Raw genomic sequence first — 21,896 nt, forward strand, 5'->3', positions numbered from 1 at the left:
TTGGCGCGCTCGCGCGGAGCGAGGATGTCGCCCATGATCGTCAGCGGCAGCGACATGAGGCCACCGGCGCCGAGACCCTGCAGGGCGCGGAAGCCCGCGAGCTGGATCATGTCCTGCGCGAACGACGATGCGACGGATCCGACGAGGAAGAGCACGATCGCGATGAGGAACAGCGGTCGGCGGCCGAAGAGGTCGGAGAGCTTGCCGTAGATCGGCGTCATGACGGTCGAGACGATGAGGAAGGCCGTCGTGACCCACGCCTGCAGGCTGAGGCCGTGCAGGTCGTCGGCGATCGTGCGCATGGCGGTGCCGACGACGGTCTGCGACAGCGACGACAGGAACATCGCGGCCATGAGGCCGAGGATGACGAGGTTGATCTCGCGGCGGGTCATGCCGCCGGCGGCCGCGATCGCGTTCGCCTTCGACTGCGAGGCGGAGGTGCGGGGTGTTGACATGACGTCTCCAAGAAGAGGTGTGGTGCTGCGTGCTGGTCTCCACGCTGCGACCGCAAGGAACGATTATTGCAGAGACTGCAACTTCTGTCGACCGTAGGCTTGGAGCATGCCCATGTACTCGCGTCGCGCCGCGCTGACCGCCGCCGCCGTGCTCGCCCTGACGGCGTGCGCGGGCGATCCCGTGCCCTCGGCGAGCCCCAGCCCGAGCGGCTCGCCGTCGCCGTCGCCCTCGCCCAGCCCGAGCGCCTCGCCTGCGCCGTCGCCGAGCCCGAGCCCATCGCCGTCGCCGTCGCCGTCGCCGACGCCGACCGAGACGACGGCGCCGCCGGCCGAGTACGACATCGACTCGGGCGCGAGCCTCCAGGTCATCGTCAACAAGCGCCGCCCGCTGCAGCCCCCGGACTACGCGCCGCAGCTCGTCGCCGTGTCGATCGCGCAGGACGGCGACGAGCTCGTGCGGCCCGAGGTCGACGCGGCGCTCGTCGCGCTCGACCAGGCGCAGCGCGCTGCGATCGGCGAGGGCGTCTTCGTCTTCTCCTCGTACCGGTCGTACGCGACGCAGTCGTCGATCTACCAGGGCTTCGTCAACCAATACGGGCAGGCGGAGGCCGACACGACGAGCGCGCGCCCGGGCCACTCGGAGCATCAGACGGGCCTCGCGGTCGACGTCGTCGGCACCTCGGGCGTCGCCCGCCTGAACGTGGCGTTCTCGACCACGCCGTCGGGGCAGTGGCTCGCGGCGAACGCGTGGCAGCACGGCTTCGTCGTGCGCTACCCGAACGGGCTCGAGGGCATCACCGGCTACGAGTACGAGCCGTGGCACCTGCGCTTCGTCGGCGTCGAGCTCGCGACCGCGATGACGCAGTCCGGTGCGCAGACGCTCGAGGAGCACCTCGGCCTGCCTGCCGCGCCGAACTACGGCTGACGGCCGGAGCCCACGCTCAGCCGCGCTCGCTAGCGTCGCACTCGACCGCATCCGCTGCAGGAGGGATCCACCATGAAGGCAGGCAGAGTCTCCGGCAGGAGCGGCGGCTTCGGCGGTCGCAGCGGCGGATCGGGATCCTTCGGCAGCCGTCGCAGCTCGGCGGGCTCCTTCGGCAGCCGGCGATCCGGTGGCGGCTCGTTCGGATCGTCGGGCGGTGGCGGCGGCGGTGGGTTCTCCTGGGGCTCGAGCTCGGGCAGCGGCCGCAGGTACCGCTCGGGGTCGTCCTGGGGCACGAGCTACGGCGACGCCGAGAACCCCGGCACCTGGTTCGGCGTCGTGCTGCTCATCGTGGCCGTCATCGTCGCGATCGCCTTCCTCTCGATCTAGCCCGCGTTCGCGAAGGATCGACATGGCAGGCTGATCGCGTGCGCAGCCTGCTCCAGCCCTCCACGGCGCTCGTCGCCCTCGCCGTCGTCGTCCTCACCGGCTGCCAGGCCGGCGCGCTCGACGACGAGTCGTCGACGGCACCCACGGCCTCCGAGACGACGGCACCGTCGCCCTCCGCGACCGCCGAGCCCGAGCCCACCACCATCACGCTCAGCGCCATGGGCGACTGGCTGCCCCACGACTCGGTCGTCTTCGACGCCGAGCAGCCCGACGGCTCGTACGACTTCGCTGGGTTCGCCCAGGCGATCCAGCCACGCTACGCCGACTCCGACCTCGTCTTCTGCGACCAGGAGGTGCCGAGCGCCGGCGACGAGATGGGGCTGTCGTTCTTCCCGCGCTTCAACGCGCCGGGCGCGCTGAGCGCCGGCATGTCGCAGGCGGGTTGCGACACCATCAACCTCGCGAACAACCACCTCGCCGACTGGGGCCAGGAGGGCATCGACATCACGCGCGGGCAGTGGGATGCGCTGCAGCCGACGCTGATCGCCGGCGCGAACCGCAGCCCGGAGGAGCAGCAGACGCTCTCGATCGCCGAGGTCGACGGCGTGCGCGTCGCCTTCCTCGCCTTCACCGAGCTGTCGAACGAGGGGCATGAGCCGTTCGCGCTCAACCGCCTCGGCGACACGGCGCTCGTCGAGTCGCTCATGGCGCAGGCCGTGGAGCAGTCGGACGTGCAGCTCGTCTCGGTGCACTGGGGTACGGAGTACTCGCTCGACGAGAACGCATCGCAGGTCGAGCGCGGGCAGTGGCTCGCCGATCTCGGCGCGGACGTCATCGTCGGCACCGGCCCGCACGTGCTGCAGCCCGCGTCGTGGATCGACCGGGCCGACGGCACGCGCGCGTTCGTCTTCTACTCGATCGGCAACGCGCTCTCGACCCAGATCGAGATCCCGCGCATCCTCGCCGCCATCGCGCAGGTCGACGTCACGGTCGACCCCGACGGCACGGTGACGGTCGAGGATCCGCGTGCGATCCCCACGTACATGCACTACGACCTGACGCCGCAGCAGCTCGCCTCGAACGACCTGATCAACCGCGTGAACCTGCAGATGTACCCGCTCGTGGACGCCGCGGAGCCGCTCACGCGCTCGGCGTGGCGCAACGAGCTCACGGTCGAGTCGGGCATCCAGTTCGTCACCGACGTGCTGGGGCCCGACGTGCGGATCACGCCCTAGGCGGGGCTCGCTACGTCGCGCGGACGATGGCCCACGCCTGCGTGACGTCCTCGTCGGGCGCGATCGTCAGCTGCACGGGGCCGTCGTACGGGAACGCGTAGGCCAGGTCCTGATCCGCGGCGACGTCGCAGTCGAGGGTGCCCTCGACGAGCAGGCGCTCCTCGGGATCGGATCCCTCGGCGCGGTCGAGGCGGAAGCCCATCGACTCGCCGCCGACGCACTGCCCCTCGATGACGAACGCCTGCCCCGAGACCATGCCGCCGAGCGCCGTCGTGCTCGTCGTCGGGATGCCGTCGACCACCGCGAAGTCGGCACGAGCGAGCGAGCCCGCGGGCTCGCCCGGATCCTCGTACGGTGCGGCGCTCGGGGTCGGCGACGGGGACGTCGAGGGCGCCTGCGACGCGGATGCGGTGGGCGTGGGGGAGGGCTCGGGCGTCGTCGTCGACGTGCAGGCGGCGGCGGAGAGCGTGAGCGCGATGGTCGCGACGGCGACCGTGGTCCTGTGCGTCCAGTCCATGGCAGCAGCATGCCATGACCGACATCGGGGTACATAGGGGAGCCTCGAGATGCGCGTGCCCCCGCGGCGGAGGGGACGGCATGATGGCGGCATGGAGTCCCAGGCGCTCGCGACCGCACTGCCGCCGGTCGCGGCATGAGCACCACGGTGCGTCGCTGGCTGCTGCTCGGCGGTGCGATCGGGCTCGAGGTGTCGGCGTCGCTCGCGCTCAAGGCGGCCCTCGACGCCCCTGCTCTGCACGTGCTCGTCGTCGCGGGCTACGTCGGGTCGTTCGCCTGCCTCGGCGGCACGCTCCGCGCGGGCATGCCGCTGGGCGTCGCCTACGGCATCTGGGGCGCGACGGGCGTCGCGCTCACGGCCGTGCTGTCGACGGCGCTCTTCGCCGAGCCCCTCACGCCGCTCATGGGCATCGGCATCGTGCTCATCATCGGTGGCGTGCTGCTCGTCGAGCTCGGCTCGCAGGCGGCGCACCGGCGACGAGGCGCGGCGACCGCGCAGGACGGAGCGCGCTGATGCCGTGGGTCCTGCTCGCCGCGGCGATCGCGCTCGAGATCACCGCGACGCTCTCGCTGCGCATGGCGACGACGGGCGAGTCGCCGTCGCGGCGCTGGTACGTGCCCGTCGTCGTCGGGTACGTCGCCGCGTTCGCGATGCTCTCGGCGGCGCTGTCGCTCGACATGCCCCTCGGCGTCGCCTACGGCGTGTGGGCCGCCGCGGGCGTCGCGATCACCGCGGTGCTGAGCCGCATCCTCTTCGACGAGCCGTTGACGCTCGTGATGGCGCTCGGCATCCTGCTCATCGGGGCGGGCGTCGTGCTCGTCGAGCTCGGCATCGCACGCTGACGGGCCGCGCACGCCATGGCGGGCGCGACCCGGTGCGCTCAGCCGGCGAGCGCGGCGTCGACGATCGCCTTCGCCTCCGCCTGCACCTGACGCAGGTGGTCGACGCCGACGAACGACTCGGCGTAGATCTTGTAGACGTCCTCGGTGCCGGAGGGACGCGCCGCGAACCACGCGCGATCCGTGACGACCTTGAGGCCGCCGAGGCGTGCACCGTTGCCGGGCGCCTCGACGAGCTTCGCGACGATCGGGTCGCCGGCGAGCTCGGTCGCCGTCACCGCGTCGCCGGTCAGCCTGCCGAGGCGCGCCTTCTGCTCACGCGACGCGGGCGCGTCGACCCGCTCGTACACGGGGGCGCCGAAGCGCTCGGTGAGCTCCGCGTAGAGCTGCGTGGGGGTCTTGCCGGTGACGGCGCGGATCTCGGAGGCGAGGAGGCACAGCAGGATGCCGTCCTTGTCCGTCGTCCACACGGTGCCGTCCGCGCGGAGGAAGGAGGCGCCGGCGCTCTCCTCGCCGCCGAAGCCCACCGAGCCGTCCACGAGGCCCGGCACGAACCACTTGAAGCCGACCGGCACCTCCCACAGCCGCCGGCCGAGCGACTCGGCGACGCGGTCGATCATCGACGACGACACGAGCGTCTTGCCGATCGCGGCATCCTGGCGCCAGCCCGGGCGGTGCGTGAAGAGGTACTCGATGGCGACGGCGAGGAAGTGGTTCGGGTTCATGAGCCCGCCGTCGGGCGTCACGATGCCGTGGCGGTCGGCGTCGGCGTCGTTGCCCGTGAGGATGTCGAACTCGTCCTTGCGTGCGAGGACCGATGCCATCGCGTCGCGGCTCGAGCAGTCCATGCGGATCTTCTCGTCCCAGTCGAGCGTCATGAACGCCCACGTCGGGTCGACCTCGGGATTCGTCGTCGTGAGGTCGATGCCGTACCGCTCGGCGATCGCCGCGTAGTAGTCGACCGCTGCGCCGCCGAGCGGGTCGGCCCCGATGTGCAGCCCTGCCGCCTTGATCGCCTCGAAGTCGATGACCGACCCGAGCGCCTCGACGTAGTCGGCACGGAAGTCGACGAGCTCGACGCGCTCGTCGCTGCCGCCGAGCACCTCCGTCCGCTGCACGCCCTCGAGCCCGGCGGCGATGAGCGCGTTCGCGCGGTCGGCGATCCAGCCCGTCGCGTCCGAGTCGGCGGGGCCGCCGTGCGGCGGGTTGTACTTGAAGCCGCCGTCGCGCGGCGGGTTGTGCGACGGGGTCACGACGATGCCGTCCGCCTGGTCGGCGTTGCCCGCGGCGTTGTAGGCGAGGATCGCGCGCGACACGGCGGGCGTCGGGGTGACGGAGCCGCGCGAGTCGGCGACGACGCGGACGCCGTTCGCGACGAGCACCTCGAGGGCGCTGCGCTCGGCGGGCAGCGACAGCGCATGCGTGTCACGACCGATGTAGAGGGGGCCCGTGATGCCCTGCGCGGCGCGGTACTCGACGATCGCCTGCGTGATGGCGAGGATGTGCGTCTCGTTGAACGCCGTGTCGAAGGCGCTGCCGCGGTGGCCGCTCGTGCCGAACGCGACCTGCTGATCCGGGTTCGACACGTCCGGGACGAGCTCGACGTACGCGCGCTCGAGCGCGGCGACGTCGATGAGGTCGGAGGGCTGTGCGACGGTGCCTGCTCTGCTCATGGGCCCATCCTGGCACCGCGTCGATGGGAGGGCACCGCCTTGCGCGACGCTCGGTGGCACGGCTCGACCGGACGCTCGGTGCGATGAGGAGCGAGGTCGAGCTCAGTGCTGCCGTCCTCGAGGGCCCGGCCTGTACGCCTGAGCCTTGAGGGAGGACCAATCGAGCCGCGAACGTCGTCGTCGCGATCGTGGTCGGCGACGCGAACGTCGTCTGCATCCTGGCCCTGCTCGTCGGCATCGGCATGATCCTCGCCGGCCGTCGAGGACCTAGTCCTCCTTCGACTCTGCACGACTCCCTTCGAGCGCGGCGCTCACGGCGCCGACGACGAATGCCACGGCTCCGAAGGCTGCCACGAAGATCGAGATCGTCCCGAACACGGCATAGGCCGCATCCGGGTCGTCCTCGTAGCTCAGAGCGAAGAGCAGGAGTCCGAGTCCCAGCATCGCGACGCCAGCCACCATCACCGCGGCCCCGACTCCCATGGTCGCTCGCAGCATCCGAGTGAGGAGGATGCTCAGAGCAAGGACGACGACCAGGAGCGCGATGCCGGTTGCTCGCCACAACCATGCATGCATGCCGTCGAGCTCTCGCGGTTCGAAGAATCGCGTATCGAAGGTGATCGACCGACCGAGGATGGCGAGCGCGACGACGAGAGCGAGCGCAGCCGCACCGAGCGACAGCAACTGCGCTCGTTCGGTCGGTCGCGAGGTTCTCCCCGACACAGGGCTCTCCCTCACCAGTTGCATCGCGATGACACCATCAGACCCGGGCTCGAGATGGTTCTACGGTAGCCCTCGAGCGTCCAGGCTGGACGTTGATCCAGGCCGAGGAAGCCGAGGAAACCGATCACGGACTTGCCCACCGCATGGCAGACCCATTGCTGTCGATACGTAGGGCGGCTGAGGAGCGTACCGCTGTAGTAGTTCTGGGCGAACACGCGGGAGGTGAGCTCGTTCCAGCCGTTCGTGATCGCAACCGCCTCACCAACCGCCCCCATCCATGGGGTCACGTGCACCGCGATCGCGTTGCCTCCCCAGGCCCAATAGTTGATGAGATCGATTCCTCGATACGGGTCGGCCGCAATCGGGAACTGGAATGAGTCGTCATGCGCGACGACCTGGGCAAAGCCTCCAGGTGTGAGCTCGTAGTGCGTAGGAACAGCTCGACCCGCGGCGCCGACCGCCCAAGCGGGAAGCACTGCAGCGACGAATGTGCCGTCCGACGTGACCGCCTGAATCGCTCCGAGCTCGTTGATCGTGATCGAGACGCCTTCCGGCACCGTCAACCCGTACTCGAAGCGCGTGGCCGCCGATGGCGATTCGATGATCGAGACGACCTGCAGGCCACCATCGTCGTGCGCCATCGGGATCGTCGAGACACCCGGTTCTGTCTCTGCGATCGCCGCGCCGGAATCGAGCACCCCACCCGCTGCATCGGCCAATGGCAGGATTGCGGCCGGCGGCAGATCCTCGCCGACAGTCAACGCAACCGACGTGCCGAGCGAGTCCTCGAGGGTGAATGGGTCCGACGTGGTGTCAGGGACGGTGAGCCGGACATCGGCTTCCTCGACCTGTCCATCCGTGATGTCCGCGACAGCAACCGAGGCCGGATCGATCACGCCGACGGCCACCGCAGAGCCGATCGCGATGGCCTCGTCGCTGCTCTCCTCGGCATGGGCGCTCACTGTCGACGTGACCGTCGCGACCAGCGCCAAGAGCAGGATTCCGTTCACCTTGACGAACGATCTCACGGGTCCTCCTCAGAGCAGATCGGCCCACCGTACGTCGCGAGACGAGCGTGGGACCGCGCGCTCGGGACGACGTCGACTTCCGGTCACCGGTCTTCGGCGCGATGCTCGCGAACGACCGACGCGGCCCCGCATACGCTGGAGCCGTGACGCGCTACTCGTACCTCGGCCCCGCCGGCACCTTCACCGAGCGCGCGCTGCTGCAGGTGCCCGGCGCCGACGTCGCAGAGCGCGCCCCCGTCGCGAACGTCGCCGAGGCGCTGCGCGACGTGACGGACGAGCGATCGGATGCGGCGATGATCGCCGTCGAGAACTCGCTCGAGGGCGTCGTGACCGCGGCGCAGGACGCGCTCGCCACCACCCCTGGCCTCCGCATCCGCTCCGAGCACCTCGTGCCGGTGTCGTTCTCGCTCGTCGCGGCGCGCGGCACGCGGCTGGAGGACGTGGAGGTCGTCGTCGCGCATCCCGTCGCCTACGGGCAGTGCCTCGCCTGGCTCGGCGAGCACCTGCCCGCGCACCAGCACATCCCCGCGCCGTCGAACGTCACGGCGGCGATGGCGCTGCAGCCGGGCCAGGCCGCGCTCTCGACGCCGTCGATCACCGACCACGTCGACGTGGCCGTGCTCGAGACCGACGTCATCGACAACCCGAACGCCGTGACGCGCTTCGCGCTCGTCGGTCGCGACGGCGCGCTGCCCGCGCGCACCGGCGCCGACAAGACGTCGGTCATCGCCGAGCTGCCGAGCGATGCGCCCGGCGCGCTGCTCGAGATGCTCGAGCAGTTCGCGACCCGCGGCGTCAACCTGTCGCTCATCCAGTCGCGGCCCATCGGCGACCGGCTCGGCCGCTACCGGTTCGTGCTCGACCTCGACGGCCACGTCGCCGACGAGCGCGTGGCCGACGCGCTCGTCGGGCTCAAGCGCTTCAGCCCCAAGGTCGTCTTCCTCGGCTCGTACCCGCGCGCCGACGCGCAGTCGACCGACGTGCACGCCCGCTACGGCGACGCATCGTTCGTCGAGGCGCGCGACTGGCTGCGCGGCCTGCTCGCCGGCGAGCCGGAGGCGTAGCCGTGCGTCGCCTGATGCATCGCACCTTCGGCGGTCCGGCCGTGCTCGAGCTCGAGCAGGTGCCGGACCCCGAGCCCGGACCCGGCGAGGTGCGCGTGCGCGTGCACGCCGCGGCGCTCAATCCCGTCGACTGGAAGATCTTCTCCGGCACCGCCGCCGCGACGAGCCGCGGCCTCGAGCCGCCGCTCGGCGTCGGCAACGACATCGCGGGCGTCGTCGACGCCGTCGGCGAGGGCGTTCCCGACCTGGCCGTCGGCGATCGCGTCTTCGGGTCGGCGCGCACACGCGCCATGCAGGACCGCACGATCGTCGACCCGGCGGTCGAGCGCCTCGCGCGCATCCCCGACGGCCTCGACGACGTCCGGGCCTCCGCGCTCGTCGTCGCCGGTCGCACGGCGTGGGCGGGCGTCGAGCAGCTGCACCTCGAGCGCGGCGAGACGCTCCTCGTGAACGGCGCCGCCGGGGGCGTGGGCGTGCTGGCCGTGCAGCTCGCGAGCCACCGCGGCATCCGCGTGCTCGGCACCGCGAGCGAGCGCAACCACGACCGCCTCCGCGTGCTCGGCGCCGAGCCCGTCGCGTACGGGGAGGGTCTCGTGGATCGGCTGCGGGCGCTCGGCGGCGTCGACGCCGTCTTCGAGACCCACGGCACGGCGGGCATCGACGCGGGAATCGCGCTCGGCGTGCCCGTGGCGCGCATGGTGGGCATCGCGACGAAGGGCCACGCCGGCGTCGCGGGAGTGGCCACCGACCTCGCCGTCACCGGCGCGCTCGACGAGCTCGCGGCGCTCGCCGCCGACGGCACGCTCGACGTGCCCATCGCCGGCACCGTGCCGCTCGAGGATGCGGCCGACGCGTACCGCGTGCTCATGGGCGGCCACGTGCACGGCAAGCTCGTCGTCGATCTGCTCGCCGGCTGAGGTACCTCACCGTCCGCGCCGCGGGCAACCCCCGGCGCCGTCGAACGGCGCTCCCGTAGCGTCGCGAGAGCGACGTCCGAGCGTCGCGACGAGGGAGGCGACGGTGAGCGAGCGCGACGAGCTGCTCGACGAGGTGTGGGACGACTGGCGCGAGAGCGTGACGATGGCCCCCGCCGACCTCGAGCGCTGGCTCGAGACCGACGACTCCCGTCGCGTCGGCGACTCCGACGGCGGCGAGTCGACGGGCCACCGCTCGGGACGCCGCATCGTGCGCCTGCTGCGCACGCGCAAGAACGACCTCACCCTCGACGACGTGCGATGGATGCGGAAGGTCGTCGGCTACGTGCACCGCCACCTCGCGCAGCGTCCGGACGGCGACGTGCGCGAGACCGACTGGCGGTACTCGCTGATGAACTGGGGTCATGATCCTGCCGCGTGAGCACCGCCCCGTGCGCGCCTCGGTCGTGGTGCCCGTGAAGGACGATGCGCGAGAGCTCGCCGCCTGCCTCGCCGCGCTCGCACGGCAGAGCCGACCCGCGGACGAGATCGTCGTCGTCGACAACGCATCGAGCGACGACTCCGCCGACGTCGCACGCGCGGCGGGCGCCGTCGTCGTGCGCTGCGACGTCCCCGGCATCCCGGCCGCCGCATCGCGCGGCTACGACGCCGCGACCGGTGACGTCATCCTGCGCCTCGACGCCGACTGCCGGCCCGACGAGGCATGGATCGCGCGCATGCTGCGGTCGCTCGACGAGGACCCGAGCGTCGCCGCGGTCTCCGCCGGCGCCGCGTTCGTCGACGGGCCGCGCCTGCTGCGCCGACCGCTCGAGGCCCTGTACCTCGGCACCTACGTCGTGCTCACGTCGGCCGCGCTCGGGCATCCGCCCGTCTTCGGCTCGAACGTCGCCATGCGCCGCGAGGCGTGGGAGGCGGTGAGCGCGCACGTGCACCGCGACGACCCGGAGCTGCACGACGACCTCGACCTCGCCTTCCACCTCGGCGAGCGGCATCGGGTGCGCTGGGTGCGACGGTCCCGCGGCATGGGCATGTCGATGCGTCCCTTCGGCCCCGGTCGCGGGTTCGGCCGTCGGCTCGTGCGCGGCATGCGCACCGTCGCCGTGCACTGGCCCGAGGAGTTCCCGCCGCTTCGCTGGTCGCGCCGCGCCGTCGGTCGATCGATCACGCCACGCAGACGTGCACGCAGGAGCGGCGAGGCCGCGGGCACGGGATCGCAGGCGACGCGATGACCGGCTCGATCGTGGGCGACCTCGAGGACGGCGACCTGCACGTCGCGACCTGGAACATCCGCAGGCGCGTGCCGACCCTGCAGGCCGCGGACCGCTGGCGGCTGCGGGCGCCGCGCCTGCGTGCCGCGCTGCACGTCGAGCGCCCGGCGATCCTCGCCGTGCAGGAGGCCATGCCGGACCAGGCGACGTTCGTGCGCGAGTCGCTCGGCCCCGGCCATCGCGTGCTCGGCCGCGGACGCGCCGCCGACGGCGGCGACGAGGCATGCCTGCTCGTGGTCGACGAGGAGCGGCTCGAGGTGCTCGAGTGGTGGCAGCACGCGCTCTCGGACGAGCCGGAGCGCCCCGGCTCGCGGTCGTGGGGCAACCGGTTCCCGCGCGTGCTCGTCGCGGCGGCGCTGCGCGATCGCGCGACCGACGCGATCGTGCTCGCGATCTCGACGCACCTGTCGCTGTCGTCGCGGCGCTCGCGACTGCGCTCGGCGGCCGCGATCCGTGACGTCGTGCAGGAGTGCGGACGCCCCGCGATCGTGCTCGGCGACCTCAACGCCGGCGAGGGATCGTCGACCGTCGCGGCGCTGCAGGCCGACGACCTGCTGCACGACGCCTGGGCCGTCGCCGAGGATCGCACGACGCCGCTGTGGGCGACGCACGCCTCCTACCGCTCGCCTCGCGAGCGCGGTCGCAGGCTCGACTGGATCCTCGTGAGCGACGGCGTCGAGGTGCGCCGCACCGCGATCGACGGCCGCTCGTTCGACGGCGGCTGGCCGTCGGACCACCTCGGCGTGCACGCCGTCGTGCGCGTGCCCGGGGCGGCCGCGTGAGCCGGGAGCGCATCGGCACCGACTTCGTCCGCAGGCCGGGCTCGGCGTGGGAGGTGCTCGCCGACCTCGTGCGCGTCGCCGGATTCGCGAGCGTCGTCGCCGCCGCGATCGGCTGGGGGCCGACCGACGTCGCGGTGCTCTTCCTCGCCGCCTCGGCGGCGCTCGTGCTGCGCATGCTCGGCCTGCGCGGCGGCGTCGACGCGCTGACGGGCGCTGTGATCCTCGTCGCGGCCTGGAGCGGCGTGCTCGACCTCTACGCCGCCATCGCGTGGTGGGACGTCGCGATCCACGTCGTCTGCACCGGCGTGATCGTCGTGGTCGGCATGCTGGTGCTCGCCCGCACGGGCGTCGTCGCGCATCCGAGCGCCGAGAGCACGCCCTCGTTCGTCGCGATCGCGCTCGCGACCACCCTCGGGCTCGCCCTCTCGGCGCTGTGGGAGATCGTCGAGTGGCTCGGCCACAACCTCGTCGACGAGGCGATCTTCGTCGACTACGACGACACGATCGGCGACATCGTGGCCGGTGGCGCGGGGGCCGTGCTCGCGGGGCTGCTCGTGGCGACCGTGCGGCTCGAGCGGGTCAGCCCCGACGAGGATCGAGCACGGTGATGCCGGCACCCGGTGCGTCGGCGCCGACGAGCGTCGCCGCCTCGGCGAGGCCCACGGTGCGGCGCACGAGCAGGTCGGGGCGCAGGGCGCCGTGGACGACGAGGTCGAGCAGCCGCGGGTAGTCGCGCGCCGACATGCCGTGGCTGCCGAGCACCTCGAGCTCCCAGCCGATGACGCGGTCGAGGGGCAGCGCGGGCGGCGCGCCTGCGAGCAGCCCCACCTGCACGTGCCGTCCGAGCCGCCGCAGCGAGCGCACGCTCGACGTCGCGGTCTCGGCGCTGCCGACGGCGTCGAGCGACACGTGGGCGCCGCCGTGCGTGCGCTCCACGACCTCGGCGACGGCCTCCGGCCCCGCGAGCACCGCGTGCTCGGCGCCGAGCTCGAGCGCGAGCGCGAGGGCATCCTCGCTGCGATCGACCGCGACGACGCTCGCGCCGAGGGCTCGCGCGATCATGACGGCGCTCAGGCCGACGCCGCCCGCGCCCCAGACCGCCACCTGCTCGCCCGGCTGCAGTCGCGCGCGGGCCGAGAGCGCGCGGAACGCCGTCGCGAAGCGGCATCCGAGGCTCGCGGCCGCCGCGTCGTCGATGCCCTCGGGCAGCGCGACGAGGTTGGCGTCGGCGGCGCGCACCGCGACGAGCTCGGCGTGGGACCCGGGATGCGTGAAGCCGGGCTGGGTCTGGTCGGGGCACACCTGCGCGTGCCCGGCGAGGCACCATGCGCACGTGCCGCAGCCGTGCACGAACGGCACCGTGACGCGGTCGCCGACGTGCCATGCCGTCACGCCCTCGCCGACGCTCGCGATCGTGCCGGCGAGCTCGTGGCCGGGCACGTGGGGGAGCGTGACGGAGTCGTCGTGCCCGGCCCACGCGTGCCGATCGCTGCGGCACAGGCCCGACGCGGCGACGCGGACGACGACGCCGCCGCTCGGCGCGACGGGCTCGGGCACGTCGCGCACGACGATGGGCCCGCCGAAGCGGTCGTAGACGAGCGCGCGCACGACGACCTCCCGCGAGCAGGCGCTAGGAGACGGGGCGCGCGAGCGGCACGCGCGTGGGCGCCTTCACGATCAGCGCGTTCGGCTGGATCGTGAAGCGCATCGCGATGGCCTCGCCGTACGAGTCGCCGTCGATCTGCACCGGCATGGGCTCGTCGAGCCGCGCCGCGAACGATCGGCACTGCCCGTACCCGAGGGTCGGCACGGCCTTCTGCGGGCCGATGAGCCTCCGGCGCCGCAGCACGCGCGTGAGCAGCGCCGAGTTCACGGCGACGTACTTCGCGACCTGCAGCCAGCCGTACGCGTCCTTCGGGCGGAGGATGGCGATGTCGAGCCTGCCGTCGTCGATGCTCGCCTCGGGCAGCAGCACGACGTTGCCGGTGAGGGCGCCGCAGTTGCCGACCATGAGGGTGTTGAGTCCCACGGTGCGCTGCTGGCCCCCGTCGACGCGGTAGCGCATCCGCACGCGCTGGATGCGCTGGAACGACTTCACGATCGCGTCGACGTAGGCGAGCCAGCCGACCTTCCTCTTGAGCTCCGAGTCGGTGTTCTCGATCATCGCCGCGTCGAGCCCGAAGCCGGCGATGACGGCGAACGCGTGCTTCTGCTTCGCGCCGCCGGGCTGCTCGAACTCCGCCCAGCCGACGTCGATGCGGCGGTCCTTGCCGTCGAACGCCGTGCGCACGGACGCGCGCAGGAACGTGACGTCGATGCCGAGGTTGCGCGCCAGGAGGTTGCCCGTGCCCGAGGGCACGAGGGCGAGGGCCGTGTCGGTGCCGGCCAGGATCTCGGCTGCCATGCGCACCGTGCCGTCGCCGCCGGCGACGAGCAGGACGTCGACCTGCTCGGCCACCGCGTCCTCCACGGCCTTGCGGCCGTCGTCGTCCGCGGCGGTCTCGAACCAGACGGGCTCGTCCCAGTCGTCGGGCTGCGCGCCGGCGATCGCCTTCTCGAGCGCTCGTCGGTCTGCCTTGACGGGGTTGTAGACGACGGCTGCTCTCACGCGCTCAGCCTAGACTGGGCGGGTGATCGACCCCTCCCTCTTGCGCGAGCAGCCCGAGTCGGTACGGCACAGCCAGCAGGTGCGTGGCGACTCCGTCGACGTCGTCGACGATGCGCTCGCCGCCGACGCGTCGCGTCGCGCGGCGATCGGCGAGTTCGAGCGCCTGCGAGCTGCCCAGAACGCGCACGCCGCGCTGGTGGGGAAGGCGTCGAAGGACGAGCGCCCAGCCCTCATCGCGCAGGCGAAGGAGGCATCGGAGTCCGTGAAGGCCGCGCAGGCGGCCGTCGGCGAGGCCGAGTCGGCCTTCGATGCCGCGATGGGGCGCATCGGCAACCTCGTGCACCCGTCCGTCCCCGCGGGCGGCGAGGCCGACTTCGCGCTGCTGTCGACCCACGGCACCGAGCGCACGTTCGACTTCCCGGCGCGCGACCACGTCGAGCTCGCCGAGGGCCTCCGCGCCCTCGACCTCGCGCGCGGCGTCAAGGTCGCCGGCAGCCGCTTCTACTTCCTCTCGGGCATCGGCATGCGCCTCGAGCTCGCCATCATGCTCATGGGCCTCGACGAGGTGCTCGCCGACGGCTTCACGCCGCTCGTCACGCCGACCCTCGTGCGCCCCGAGGTCATGCAGGGCACGGGCTTCCTCGGCGAGCACGCCGCCGAGGTCTACCACCTGCCCGCCGACGACCTCTACCTCACGGGCACCTCCGAGGTCGCGCTCGCCGGCTTCCACGCCGACGAGATCCTCGACGTCGAGCAGCCCCTGCGGTACGCCGGGTGGTCGACGTGCTACCGCCGCGAGGCCGGCTCCGCAGGGCGCGACACCCGCGGCATCCTGCGCGTGCACCAGTTCAACAAGCTCGAGATGTTCTCGTACGTGAGGCCGGATGAGGCGGAGGCCGAGCACGAGCGCCTGCGCGCGCTGCAGGAGCGCATGCTGCAGGCGTGCGAGCTCGACTACCGCGTCATCGACGTCGCCGCGGGCGACCTCGGGTCGTCGGCCTCGCGCAAGTTCGACATCGAGGCGTGGGTGCCGTCGCAGGGCACCTACCGCGAGCTCACGTCGACGTCGAACTGCACGACCTTCCAGGCGCGCAGGCTGCAGACGCGGTACCGCACCGAGACGGGACGCACGGCGCCCGTCGCGACCCTCAACGGCACCGCGGCGACCACGCGGTGGCTCGTGGCGATCCTCGAGACGCACCAGCAGGCCGACGGATCCGTGCGGGTGCCCGAGCGGCTGCGGCCGTACCTCGGCGGCCTCGAGGTGCTGGAGCCGGTGGCATGACCGATCGCTGGCTCATCGCCCTCGACATCGACGGCACGACCGTGCGCGAGGACGACTCGCTCTCCGAGCGCGTGGCGGAGGCCGTGCGCGCCGTCGTCGACGCCGGGCACCTCGTCGTGCTCGCGACCGGCCGCTCGCAGTCGACCACCGAGTCGCTCGCCGTGCGCGTGGGCATCGAGCCCGAGTGGCTCGTCGTCGCCAACGGCGCGCTCATCCTGCGGCGCGAGGGCGGCGAGTACGTGCGCGAGCACGTCGAGGTCTTCGACGCGGCGCCCGCGCTCGAGCGCATCGTGCAGGGCCTGCCGGATGCGCGCTTCCTCGTCGAGGACGCCTCGGGCTTCCGCCGCTACACGCGCGGCATGGACGACTGGAACCTCGACCGAGCCGAGGAGGTCGCGTTCACCGGCCTCGCCGTCGAGCCCGCGATGCGCGTCGTCGTCATGAGCCCCGACCACGGCGTCGAGGAGTTCCTCGAGATCGTCGAGGGCATGGGCCTCCACAAGGTCTCGTACGCCATCGGCTTCTCGTCGTGGCTCGACATCGCCCCCGACGGCGTCAACAAGGCCACGGGCCTGCAGCGCGTCGTCGACGCGTCCGGCATCCCGCGCGAGCGCGTGCTCGTCGTCGGCGACGGCCGCAACGACATCGACATGCTCGAGTGGGCGGCCGCCGGCGGCGGTCGTGCCGTCGCGATGGGGCAGGCGCCCGACGAGGTCGTCGCCGCGTCGAACGAGCAGACCGCGACGGTCGACGAGGACGGCCTCGCCGACGTGCTCGAGCCGCTCGCCGCGATCGACTCGGCGCGCTCCTAGCCCCCTCGCGCAGGCGCGCCGCACGCTGGGCATCCTCATAGCGAGGCCCACGGCGCTCGCAGAGCCTCGCCCGATACCATGGGCCGTCCGCGCCGCGGGCCAGGAGGGCTGTCCGAGCGGCCGATGGAGCCGGTCTTGAAAACCGGTGGGCAGCGATGCCTCGTGGGTTCGAATCCCACGCCCTCCGCGCATCCGCCCATGTCGTCGTCCGGGAAGGAGACCGATGGCACCGCCGAAGATCGTCGACGCGCCTGAGGTCCGACCGCGCCATGGGCGCCTCCGGCGTCGGCATCCCGTGCGTCGCATCGTCGGCCTCGTCGCCCTCGGCCTCACGGTCGTGCTCGTGTCGACCGTGGGGGTGCTCGGCGTCTCGTTCCTGCAGCTGCAGGGCGACATCGAGACCGTCGACCTCGGCGGCGACCCGCCTCCCGCGTTCGCCGAGCAGCAGGGCGGCTTCAACATCCTGCTCGTCGGCTCCGACTCGCGCGAGGGCCAGGGCTCGGTCGACGACGGCTACACCGGCGGCGCCCTCAACGACGTGACGATGCTGCTGCACGTCTCCGAGGACCACCAGCGTGCGACGGTCGTCTCCTTCCCGCGCGACCTCCTCATCGACTTCCCCGCCTGCGCGAACCCCGAGGGCGGGGCCGATGCGCCCGCAGCCCGCGGGCAGCAGCTCAACACCGCGCTCGGTCGCGGCGGCCTCGCGTGCGTCGCCACCGTCGTCGAGTCGATCTCGGGCCTCGACATCCCGTACGCCGCCGTCATCGGCTTCGACGGCGTCGTCAACATGTCGTCGGCCGTGGGCGGCGTGCCCGTGTGCTTCGCCGGCGACATCGAGGATCCCTACACCGGCTTCTCGATCACCGAGGGCACGCACGAGATCGGCGGCGCGCAGGCGCTCGCCTTCCTGCGCATGCGCCACGGCGTCGGCGACGGCTCCGACCTCTCGCGCATCTCGTCGCAGCAGGTCTTCCTCTCGGCCCTCATCCGCAAGCTGCAGTCGGACGCCGTGCTCACCGACCTCGGTCGCCTGTACTCGATCGCCCAGGTCGCGACGAGCAGCATGACGATGTCGTCGTCGCTCAACGACATCGGCACGATGGTGTCGATGGCTCGCGTGCTCGCCGACATCCCGCTCGACACGATGCAGTTCATCCAGTACCCGTCCGCGTCGAACGGCACGGGACGCGTCGTGCCGACGGCCGTGGCCGACGAGGTCATGGCCCTCATCGCCGCCGATCAGCCGGTGACGCTCGACCCGAACGCGACCGGCCAGGGCGCCGAGGCCACGGGCACGCCGACGGATCCCGCGGCGACCGATCCTGCCGCGACGAGTGCGCCGCCGACCGACCCCGCGCCGACGAGCGCGGCGCCGACGGATCCTGCCGCGACCGACCCTGCCGCGACGGATCCGGCTGCGTCGCCGCCCGCGTCCGAGGCGCCCATCGAGGGCGTGCAGGGCACGGATGCGTCGCAGGAGACGTGCGTCGTCCCGTACCAGTTCTGAGCGCGAGGCGCCCTGGTCGACGGGGTGCCGAGGCCCGCGCGGCGTTTGCTAGAGTTGCCTCCGGCCTGCAAGGCCATGGAGACGTCGCATAGTTCGGCCGAGTGCACCACCCTGCTAAGGTGGAGTCCCCTTATAGGGGACCGAGGGTTCAAATCCCTCCGTCTCCGCACTGCGAAAAGCCCCGACTGCCCCGAAATCACGGGGGAGTCGGGGCTTCTGCGTTGGTCGCTACGACGCTGCTGGCAACATCTTGGCAACAACTCGTGCCGCGATGGCCTGATCGAGGCGCTCCGTGAGAGCGTCGAGGTCGTCGTCGAAGAGGTCCGCGTACTGGTCGAGCGTCATCGCCGCGGACGCGTGACCGAGCATCCGCTGGATCGCCTTGACGTTCGCGCCGGCCGAGACGGCGAGCGAGGCGGCCGTGTGTCGCAGGTCGTGCAGCACCATGGGCTCGACCTCGGCCTTCGCGAGAGCCGTCTTCCACCAGGACTTCGAACCGGCACTCGCACGGGTGCGCTTCATGAAGCCGCCGTGGCCATCGTCGAAGATGAGGTCGTCGGGTCCCTTGCCCTCGCATGCGAGCGCGATTCGGTCGAGAACCTCGCGCGTGACCGGGACCTCGCGATTCTCGTTCGTCTTGGTCGAGTCGAGGTGGAACTCACCATTGACCTCGACCGCGTTGCGCGTGATGGAGAGCCGGCGGCGCAGGAAGTTCACGTCGCGAACGCGGAGGGCCACGAGCTCGCCCCAGCGGAGCCCGCAGTAGCCGAGGGTGAGGACGAGCGTGCCGCGGGTGCCTGCGTGCTCGGCGACGCTCCAGAGCTCCTCGTGCGTCATGTAGCGGCGCGGGCGTGCGGCCGCCTTCTTCGGCAGCTTCACGCCCCGCGCAGGGTTGGACGAGATGCGGCGGTCGCGCTCGGCGACGCCGAGGATCCCGTCGATGATCCCGAAGGCTGGACTCACGACCGTCGACGACTTGTCGATCCCGGCAACCCACGACTGGATCTCGCTGTGGCGGATCGTCGAGATGACCCGCGAGCCCCACGCAGGCTCGACGTAGTTCCGCCACGACGCCTCGAGCGGCGCGTACGAGGAGGGCTTGAGCAGTCGCTGCTTGTCGGCGAGCCACGGGGCGGCGAGATCGCCGACCCGAGCCCTGGCGTCGCTCGGGCTGATGTAGGTCCCATCGCTCTTTGCGACGGTCTGCCGCGCGATGTGCTCGAGCGCGGCCTTCTTCGTCTCGAACCCGCGCTTCTGCGTCTGCTTGTGGTCCGGACCGCGCCACACGGCGCGGTAAAGAGTCCTGCCACGTGCAACGTAAGGGTAGACGCTAGCCATGTGCTTCCTCCTTCGTGAGCCGCTCCTGCTCCTTCGCGATCCGCTCGAGCAGTGCCATTCGATCAGAAGCATCGAGGCCCGAGTCGGGTCCGAAGCCCGGCATATTGTCCTGCACCGTGTCGCCGAACTTCTCTTCGCGCTTGCCAACCAGTCCGCTCGTTGGTTGGCGCGGGTGCACACCGAACTTCTCGAATGCCCGGGCGTTGTCGTTCGCCCGGCGCTGCCGCACTGCCTCTGTCGTCTCATTGCGGTACTCCCGAACGATGTCCTCGACTCCTTCGAGGAGGAGCTCCTCCAGCTCACTAGTGACGTGGGCGAGGTCGTCGGCTCCAACTGCCAGTGCGTACTGCATCTCCTCAAAGCGTCGAAGTGTGTCCTTGAGGTGGGCGCGATCGTCAGCGATTCGGCGGAGCAGGACGTCGCTGGGCACATCGACTGACGGGCGGGTGAGAGCCAGCGGGTCGATCTCGAGAGTGTCGGCGAAGGCGAGCGCCTCGCCGAGCGTGACCTTGCGATCCCCCCTTTCAATCTTTCCAATCGTGGGCTGACTCATTGGGAAGCCGCGGTAGGTCATCTCCGCCGCGAGAGCGTCCTGGCTCTTTCCTGTGTCGAGGCGATACGCCCTGATCGTCGCGCCGACCGCGCCATCAATGTCCCTGAACTTCACAAGGTGACTGTATCAAAATCGCATGGCTTGCGTAACCATTCGTTCTGATGCATCATGATTGACGAAACCTCAATAAACCGAGAGGACGCTCGTGAACGAGAACATCGAGGTCTACCTCACGCCTCTGCAGACCTGCGCGCTGATTCCCGGGATGACGAAGGGGCACCTCGCCCAGCTTCGCTACGCGGGCACGGGGCCCGTCTTCCTGAAGCCCACCCCGCGCACCGTGCTCTACCGGCGACGCGACGTGGTTGCGTGGATCGAGGCGTCCGAGCGCACGAGCACGGCGGCGTGAGCATCGAGCGGCGCGCCCGCGATCGAGCGACGACCGGGCTGCGATGAGCGTCAAGCTCTACGGCTGGGCATGGGACCAGGTCGCTCTCATCAGCCCGGCGGCCCATCACGTACTGCTCGCCCTCGCGGAGTTCGCCGACAAGCACGGACTCTGCTTCCCTTCGCAGGCGACGCTGGCGGCGAAGACCGGGCGGGGCGAACGTACGGTCCGTCGGGCTCTGCATGAGCTGGAGGAGGCCGGCCTGATCAAGCGGTCCCGACGTCGCCGAATGGACGGTTCGCGGACCAGCGACGAGTTCCGCCTACTCCTGGGCGCAGAGGTCACTGTGCAGCCTGGCAACGACTCCGCGCAGGCGGCCAACCAGTCCGAGCAAGCGGCCAACCAGTCCGAGCAAGCGGCCAACGAGTCCAGGTCATGCGGCCTGGCTGGCCGGGCAAGAAGAACCCGTCAGAGGAACCCATCAGAGAACCCGCCAGAGAACCCTTCCCGCATCGACACCGCCTTCGCGGCATTCACGGATGCCTACCCTGCGCAAGCACATGACGGCAGTGCGGATGCCTGGCCCGCGTTCGCACGAGCCGCGAGGTCGGGCGTCGACCTCGAGCTGATCACGGAAGGCGCGCACGCGTACGCACAGTCACGAGCGAACGAAGATCCCAAGTTCACGCAGGGCATGCAGAGATGGCTCAGCAGTCGTGGCTGGGAGCGCACGTACCCGACTCAAACCCAGACCGTTCTGACCAACCGCAGTCGAGAGCTCCTCGCCCTCGTCGAACGAAACAAGGCCCAGGAGGCAAACCATGCTGAAGTCCGAGACCTCGATGCTGCTCGCGCGCATCTCGCAGTACGACGGGCGTGAGATCGACCAAGTCGCCGTCGAGCTCTGGCACGAGACGATCTTCGACCTGGACTACCCGGACGCAGTTCGTGCCGTGACAGAGCACTACCGCGCAAGCCGATACAAGGTCATGCCAGCGGAAATCATCGCGAGAGTCGCCGTCATGGAAGACGTGGTGCATGAGGCTGCGGTACGGGGACTCGAGGATCGGCACCGAAGTGAGCTTCGTGACCATCTCGGAATCGACGACGCCAGCGTGTCGCTGACGGACCTCCGTCGTCGCGCCTGGGAGCACGCAGGAGAGCCCAACGACGTGGAAGCGGCCCGCAATCTCATCCGGCGGCAGGATCGCGAGCGACGAAGCCTGGAACTGGGAAGACGTGGAGGGCTTCCGCCCGAGCTGGGCCCCAGCCGCAACTGATACTTCCGTCGAAGTGGGGTGCCGTCACGGGTACCCCACTTCGGCGCGCGCACCTCGGCAATGACGCGCCAGTTGACCCGTCGTTGAGACGGAAACTGAGGCCCCGGTTCGGGTTCGTGACTTGGATCGTTAATCACGACTTCCTCAATGAGCGCAGAACGGAGCTCTTAATCGCGCTTGCAGAGCGTGGCCTCGGCCCCCCAGACTCGCGCGCATCGCGAGCGACAGAACGCGGAGCGGCCCGCCAAGGACACCGGGGGCGAAGGGTTCCCCCAGGGGGTGTCCCTGCCG

At 71.2% G+C, this 21,896-nt stretch carries 26 protein-coding genes and 2 tRNA genes; 19 read left to right on the forward strand and 9 right to left on the reverse strand.

All coding sequences use genetic code 11. From position 1 onward, the window contains the following. On the reverse strand, positions 1-392 hold a 392-nt coding region (locus tag ABD249_RS01800; RefSeq protein ID WP_344339865.1), incomplete at its 3' end, for an MFS transporter. 169 nt (positions 393-561) lie between these two features. On the opposite strand from ABD249_RS01800, the gene ABD249_RS01805 reads away from it, so the two are divergent. From ABD249_RS01805 to ABD249_RS01815, 3 genes are all read left to right on the forward strand, one after another. Then, on the forward strand, positions 562-1,380 hold the full coding sequence (locus tag ABD249_RS01805) for a M15 family metallopeptidase (RefSeq protein WP_344339682.1): 819 nt from the start codon (positions 562-564) through the stop codon (positions 1,378-1,380). Positions 1,381-1,452: 72 nt separating this feature from the next. Continuing rightward, a complete protein-coding gene (locus ABD249_RS01810; RefSeq protein ID WP_344339684.1) occupies positions 1,453-1,767 on the forward strand; it encodes a hypothetical protein in 315 nt (104 codons plus the stop codon). Between the two features lie 38 nt (positions 1,768-1,805). Then, entirely contained in the window at positions 1,806-3,002 is a 1,197-nt protein-coding gene (locus ABD249_RS01815; protein WP_344339686.1) for a CapA family protein, read from the forward strand. Between the two features lie 10 nt (positions 3,003-3,012). Here ABD249_RS01815 and ABD249_RS01820 read toward each other — a convergent pair whose 3' ends face one another. Continuing rightward, a complete protein-coding gene (locus ABD249_RS01820; protein ID WP_344339688.1) occupies positions 3,013-3,519 on the reverse strand; it encodes a hypothetical protein in 507 nt (168 codons plus the stop codon). 135 nt (positions 3,520-3,654) lie between these two features. Here ABD249_RS01820 and ABD249_RS01825 point away from each other — a divergent pair, with 135 nt between their 5' ends. Continuing rightward, complete coding sequence (locus ABD249_RS01825; RefSeq protein ID WP_425546269.1) at positions 3,655-4,032, forward strand: DMT family transporter; 378 nt, start codon at positions 3,655-3,657, stop codon at positions 4,030-4,032. Further along, positions 4,032-4,361 carry a DMT family transporter gene (locus ABD249_RS01830; RefSeq protein WP_344339690.1) on the forward strand — a complete coding sequence of 110 codons (330 nt, stop codon included), beginning with the start codon at positions 4,032-4,034 and terminating at the stop codon, positions 4,359-4,361. The genes ABD249_RS01825 and ABD249_RS01830 overlap by 1 nt, the downstream gene beginning before the upstream one ends. A 38-nt stretch (positions 4,362-4,399) precedes the next feature. On the opposite strand, the gene pgm is transcribed toward ABD249_RS01830, so the two are convergent. The 3 genes from pgm to ABD249_RS01845 form a co-directional block, all read right to left on the reverse strand. Beyond that, on the reverse strand, positions 4,400-6,031 hold the full coding sequence (pgm, locus tag ABD249_RS01835) for a phosphoglucomutase (alpha-D-glucose-1,6-bisphosphate-dependent) (protein WP_344339691.1): 1,632 nt from the start codon (positions 6,029-6,031) through the stop codon (positions 4,400-4,402). Positions 6,032-6,298: 267 nt separating this feature from the next. Further along, on the reverse strand, positions 6,299-6,778 hold the full coding sequence (locus ABD249_RS01840; protein ID WP_344339694.1) for a hypothetical protein: 480 nt from the start codon (positions 6,776-6,778) through the stop codon (positions 6,299-6,301). Next, a complete protein-coding gene (locus ABD249_RS01845) occupies positions 6,766-7,782 on the reverse strand; it encodes a hypothetical protein (protein WP_344339696.1) in 1,017 nt (338 codons plus the stop codon). Before ABD249_RS01845 ends, ABD249_RS01840 begins: the two co-directional genes overlap by 13 nt. 101 nt (positions 7,783-7,883) lie before the next feature. On the opposite strand from ABD249_RS01845, the gene pheA reads away from it, so the two are divergent. The 6 genes from pheA (at position 7,884) to ABD249_RS01875 (ending at position 12,439) form a co-directional block, all read left to right on the forward strand. After that, complete coding sequence (gene pheA, locus ABD249_RS01850; RefSeq protein WP_344339868.1) at positions 7,884-8,846, forward strand: prephenate dehydratase; 963 nt, start codon at positions 7,884-7,886, stop codon at positions 8,844-8,846. Positions 8,847-8,860: 14 nt separating this feature from the next. Beyond that, positions 8,861-9,763, forward strand: coding sequence for an NADP-dependent oxidoreductase (locus ABD249_RS01855; protein WP_344339697.1), 903 nt, complete (start codon positions 8,861-8,863; stop codon positions 9,761-9,763). Between the two features lie 103 nt (positions 9,764-9,866). Beyond that, entirely contained in the window at positions 9,867-10,202 is a 336-nt protein-coding gene (locus ABD249_RS01860) for a DUF3140 domain-containing protein (protein WP_344339700.1), read from the forward strand. Continuing rightward, the gene (locus ABD249_RS01865; RefSeq protein WP_344339702.1) at positions 10,186-11,010 is read left to right on the forward strand and encodes a glycosyltransferase family 2 protein; all 825 of its coding nucleotides are present in this window, start codon (positions 10,186-10,188) and stop codon (positions 11,008-11,010) included. The genes ABD249_RS01860 and ABD249_RS01865 overlap by 17 nt, the downstream gene beginning before the upstream one ends. Further along, positions 11,007-11,831 carry an endonuclease/exonuclease/phosphatase family protein gene (locus tag ABD249_RS01870; protein ID WP_344339704.1) on the forward strand — a complete coding sequence of 275 codons (825 nt, stop codon included), beginning with the start codon at positions 11,007-11,009 and terminating at the stop codon, positions 11,829-11,831. The genes ABD249_RS01865 and ABD249_RS01870 overlap by 4 nt, the downstream gene beginning before the upstream one ends. Next, positions 11,828-12,439 carry a DUF2238 domain-containing protein gene (locus ABD249_RS01875; protein WP_344339706.1) on the forward strand — a complete coding sequence of 204 codons (612 nt, stop codon included), beginning with the start codon at positions 11,828-11,830 and terminating at the stop codon, positions 12,437-12,439. Before ABD249_RS01870 ends, ABD249_RS01875 begins: the two co-directional genes overlap by 4 nt. Here the strand turns inward: ABD249_RS01875 and ABD249_RS01880 are convergent. Together ABD249_RS01880 and ABD249_RS01885 are read right to left on the reverse strand one after the other, a co-directional pair. Then, the gene (locus ABD249_RS01880) at positions 12,411-13,439 is read right to left on the reverse strand and encodes a zinc-binding dehydrogenase (RefSeq protein ID WP_344339709.1); all 1,029 of its coding nucleotides are present in this window, start codon (positions 13,437-13,439) and stop codon (positions 12,411-12,413) included. The genes ABD249_RS01875 and ABD249_RS01880 overlap by 29 nt on opposite strands. A 22-nt stretch (positions 13,440-13,461) precedes the next feature. After that, the gene (locus ABD249_RS01885; protein WP_344339711.1) at positions 13,462-14,439 is read right to left on the reverse strand and encodes a diacylglycerol/lipid kinase family protein; all 978 of its coding nucleotides are present in this window, start codon (positions 14,437-14,439) and stop codon (positions 13,462-13,464) included. A 22-nt stretch (positions 14,440-14,461) separates the two neighbouring features. On the opposite strand from ABD249_RS01885, the gene serS reads away from it, so the two are divergent. From serS to ABD249_RS01910, 5 genes are all read left to right on the forward strand, one after another. Next, positions 14,462-15,724 (forward strand): serine--tRNA ligase, encoded by a 1,263-nt coding sequence (gene serS, locus ABD249_RS01890; protein ID WP_344339712.1) that lies wholly within the window; start codon positions 14,462-14,464, stop codon positions 15,722-15,724. Beyond that, positions 15,721-16,536 (forward strand): HAD-IIB family hydrolase, encoded by an 816-nt coding sequence (locus ABD249_RS01895; protein ID WP_344339713.1) that lies wholly within the window; start codon positions 15,721-15,723, stop codon positions 16,534-16,536. Before serS ends, ABD249_RS01895 begins: the two co-directional genes overlap by 4 nt. A 102-nt stretch (positions 16,537-16,638) precedes the next feature. Further along, positions 16,639-16,723, forward strand: a tRNA-Ser gene (locus ABD249_RS01900). A gap of 36 nt (positions 16,724-16,759) precedes the next feature. Beyond that, a complete protein-coding gene (locus ABD249_RS01905; protein WP_344339715.1) occupies positions 16,760-18,046 on the forward strand; it encodes an LCP family protein in 1,287 nt (428 codons plus the stop codon). A 77-nt stretch (positions 18,047-18,123) separates the two neighbouring features. Continuing rightward, a tRNA-Ser gene (locus ABD249_RS01910) sits at positions 18,124-18,213 on the forward strand. 61 nt (positions 18,214-18,274) lie between these two features. Here the strand turns inward: ABD249_RS01910 and ABD249_RS01915 are convergent. Both ABD249_RS01915 and ABD249_RS01920 read right to left on the reverse strand, forming a co-directional pair. Then, positions 18,275-19,384 carry a tyrosine-type recombinase/integrase gene (locus ABD249_RS01915; RefSeq protein WP_344339716.1) on the reverse strand — a complete coding sequence of 370 codons (1,110 nt, stop codon included), beginning with the start codon at positions 19,382-19,384 and terminating at the stop codon, positions 18,275-18,277. Next, positions 19,377-20,051, reverse strand: a complete 675-nt coding sequence (locus ABD249_RS01920; RefSeq protein WP_344339719.1) for a helix-turn-helix domain-containing protein — start codon at positions 20,049-20,051, stop codon at positions 19,377-19,379. Before ABD249_RS01920 ends, ABD249_RS01915 begins: the two co-directional genes overlap by 8 nt. 91 nt (positions 20,052-20,142) lie before the next feature. Between ABD249_RS01920 and ABD249_RS01925 the strand changes: the two genes are divergently transcribed. From ABD249_RS01925 to ABD249_RS01935, 3 genes are read left to right on the forward strand one after another with little or no spacing between them, the layout of a single operon-like run. After that, positions 20,143-20,346 (forward strand): helix-turn-helix transcriptional regulator, encoded by a 204-nt coding sequence (locus ABD249_RS01925; protein ID WP_344339722.1) that lies wholly within the window; start codon positions 20,143-20,145, stop codon positions 20,344-20,346. A 43-nt stretch (positions 20,347-20,389) separates the two neighbouring features. Next, positions 20,390-21,205: a helix-turn-helix domain-containing protein gene (locus tag ABD249_RS01930; protein ID WP_344339724.1), complete on the forward strand. Its 816-nt coding sequence runs from the start codon at positions 20,390-20,392 to the stop codon at positions 21,203-21,205. Continuing rightward, on the forward strand, positions 21,147-21,605 hold the full coding sequence (locus tag ABD249_RS01935) for a hypothetical protein (RefSeq protein WP_344339726.1): 459 nt from the start codon (positions 21,147-21,149) through the stop codon (positions 21,603-21,605). The genes ABD249_RS01930 and ABD249_RS01935 overlap by 59 nt, the downstream gene beginning before the upstream one ends. Positions 21,606-21,896: the final 291 nt, after the last annotated feature.

Source organism: Agrococcus versicolor (assembly GCF_039531815.1).
Taxonomy (GTDB): Bacteria; Actinomycetota; Actinomycetes; order Actinomycetales; family Microbacteriaceae; genus Agrococcus; species Agrococcus versicolor.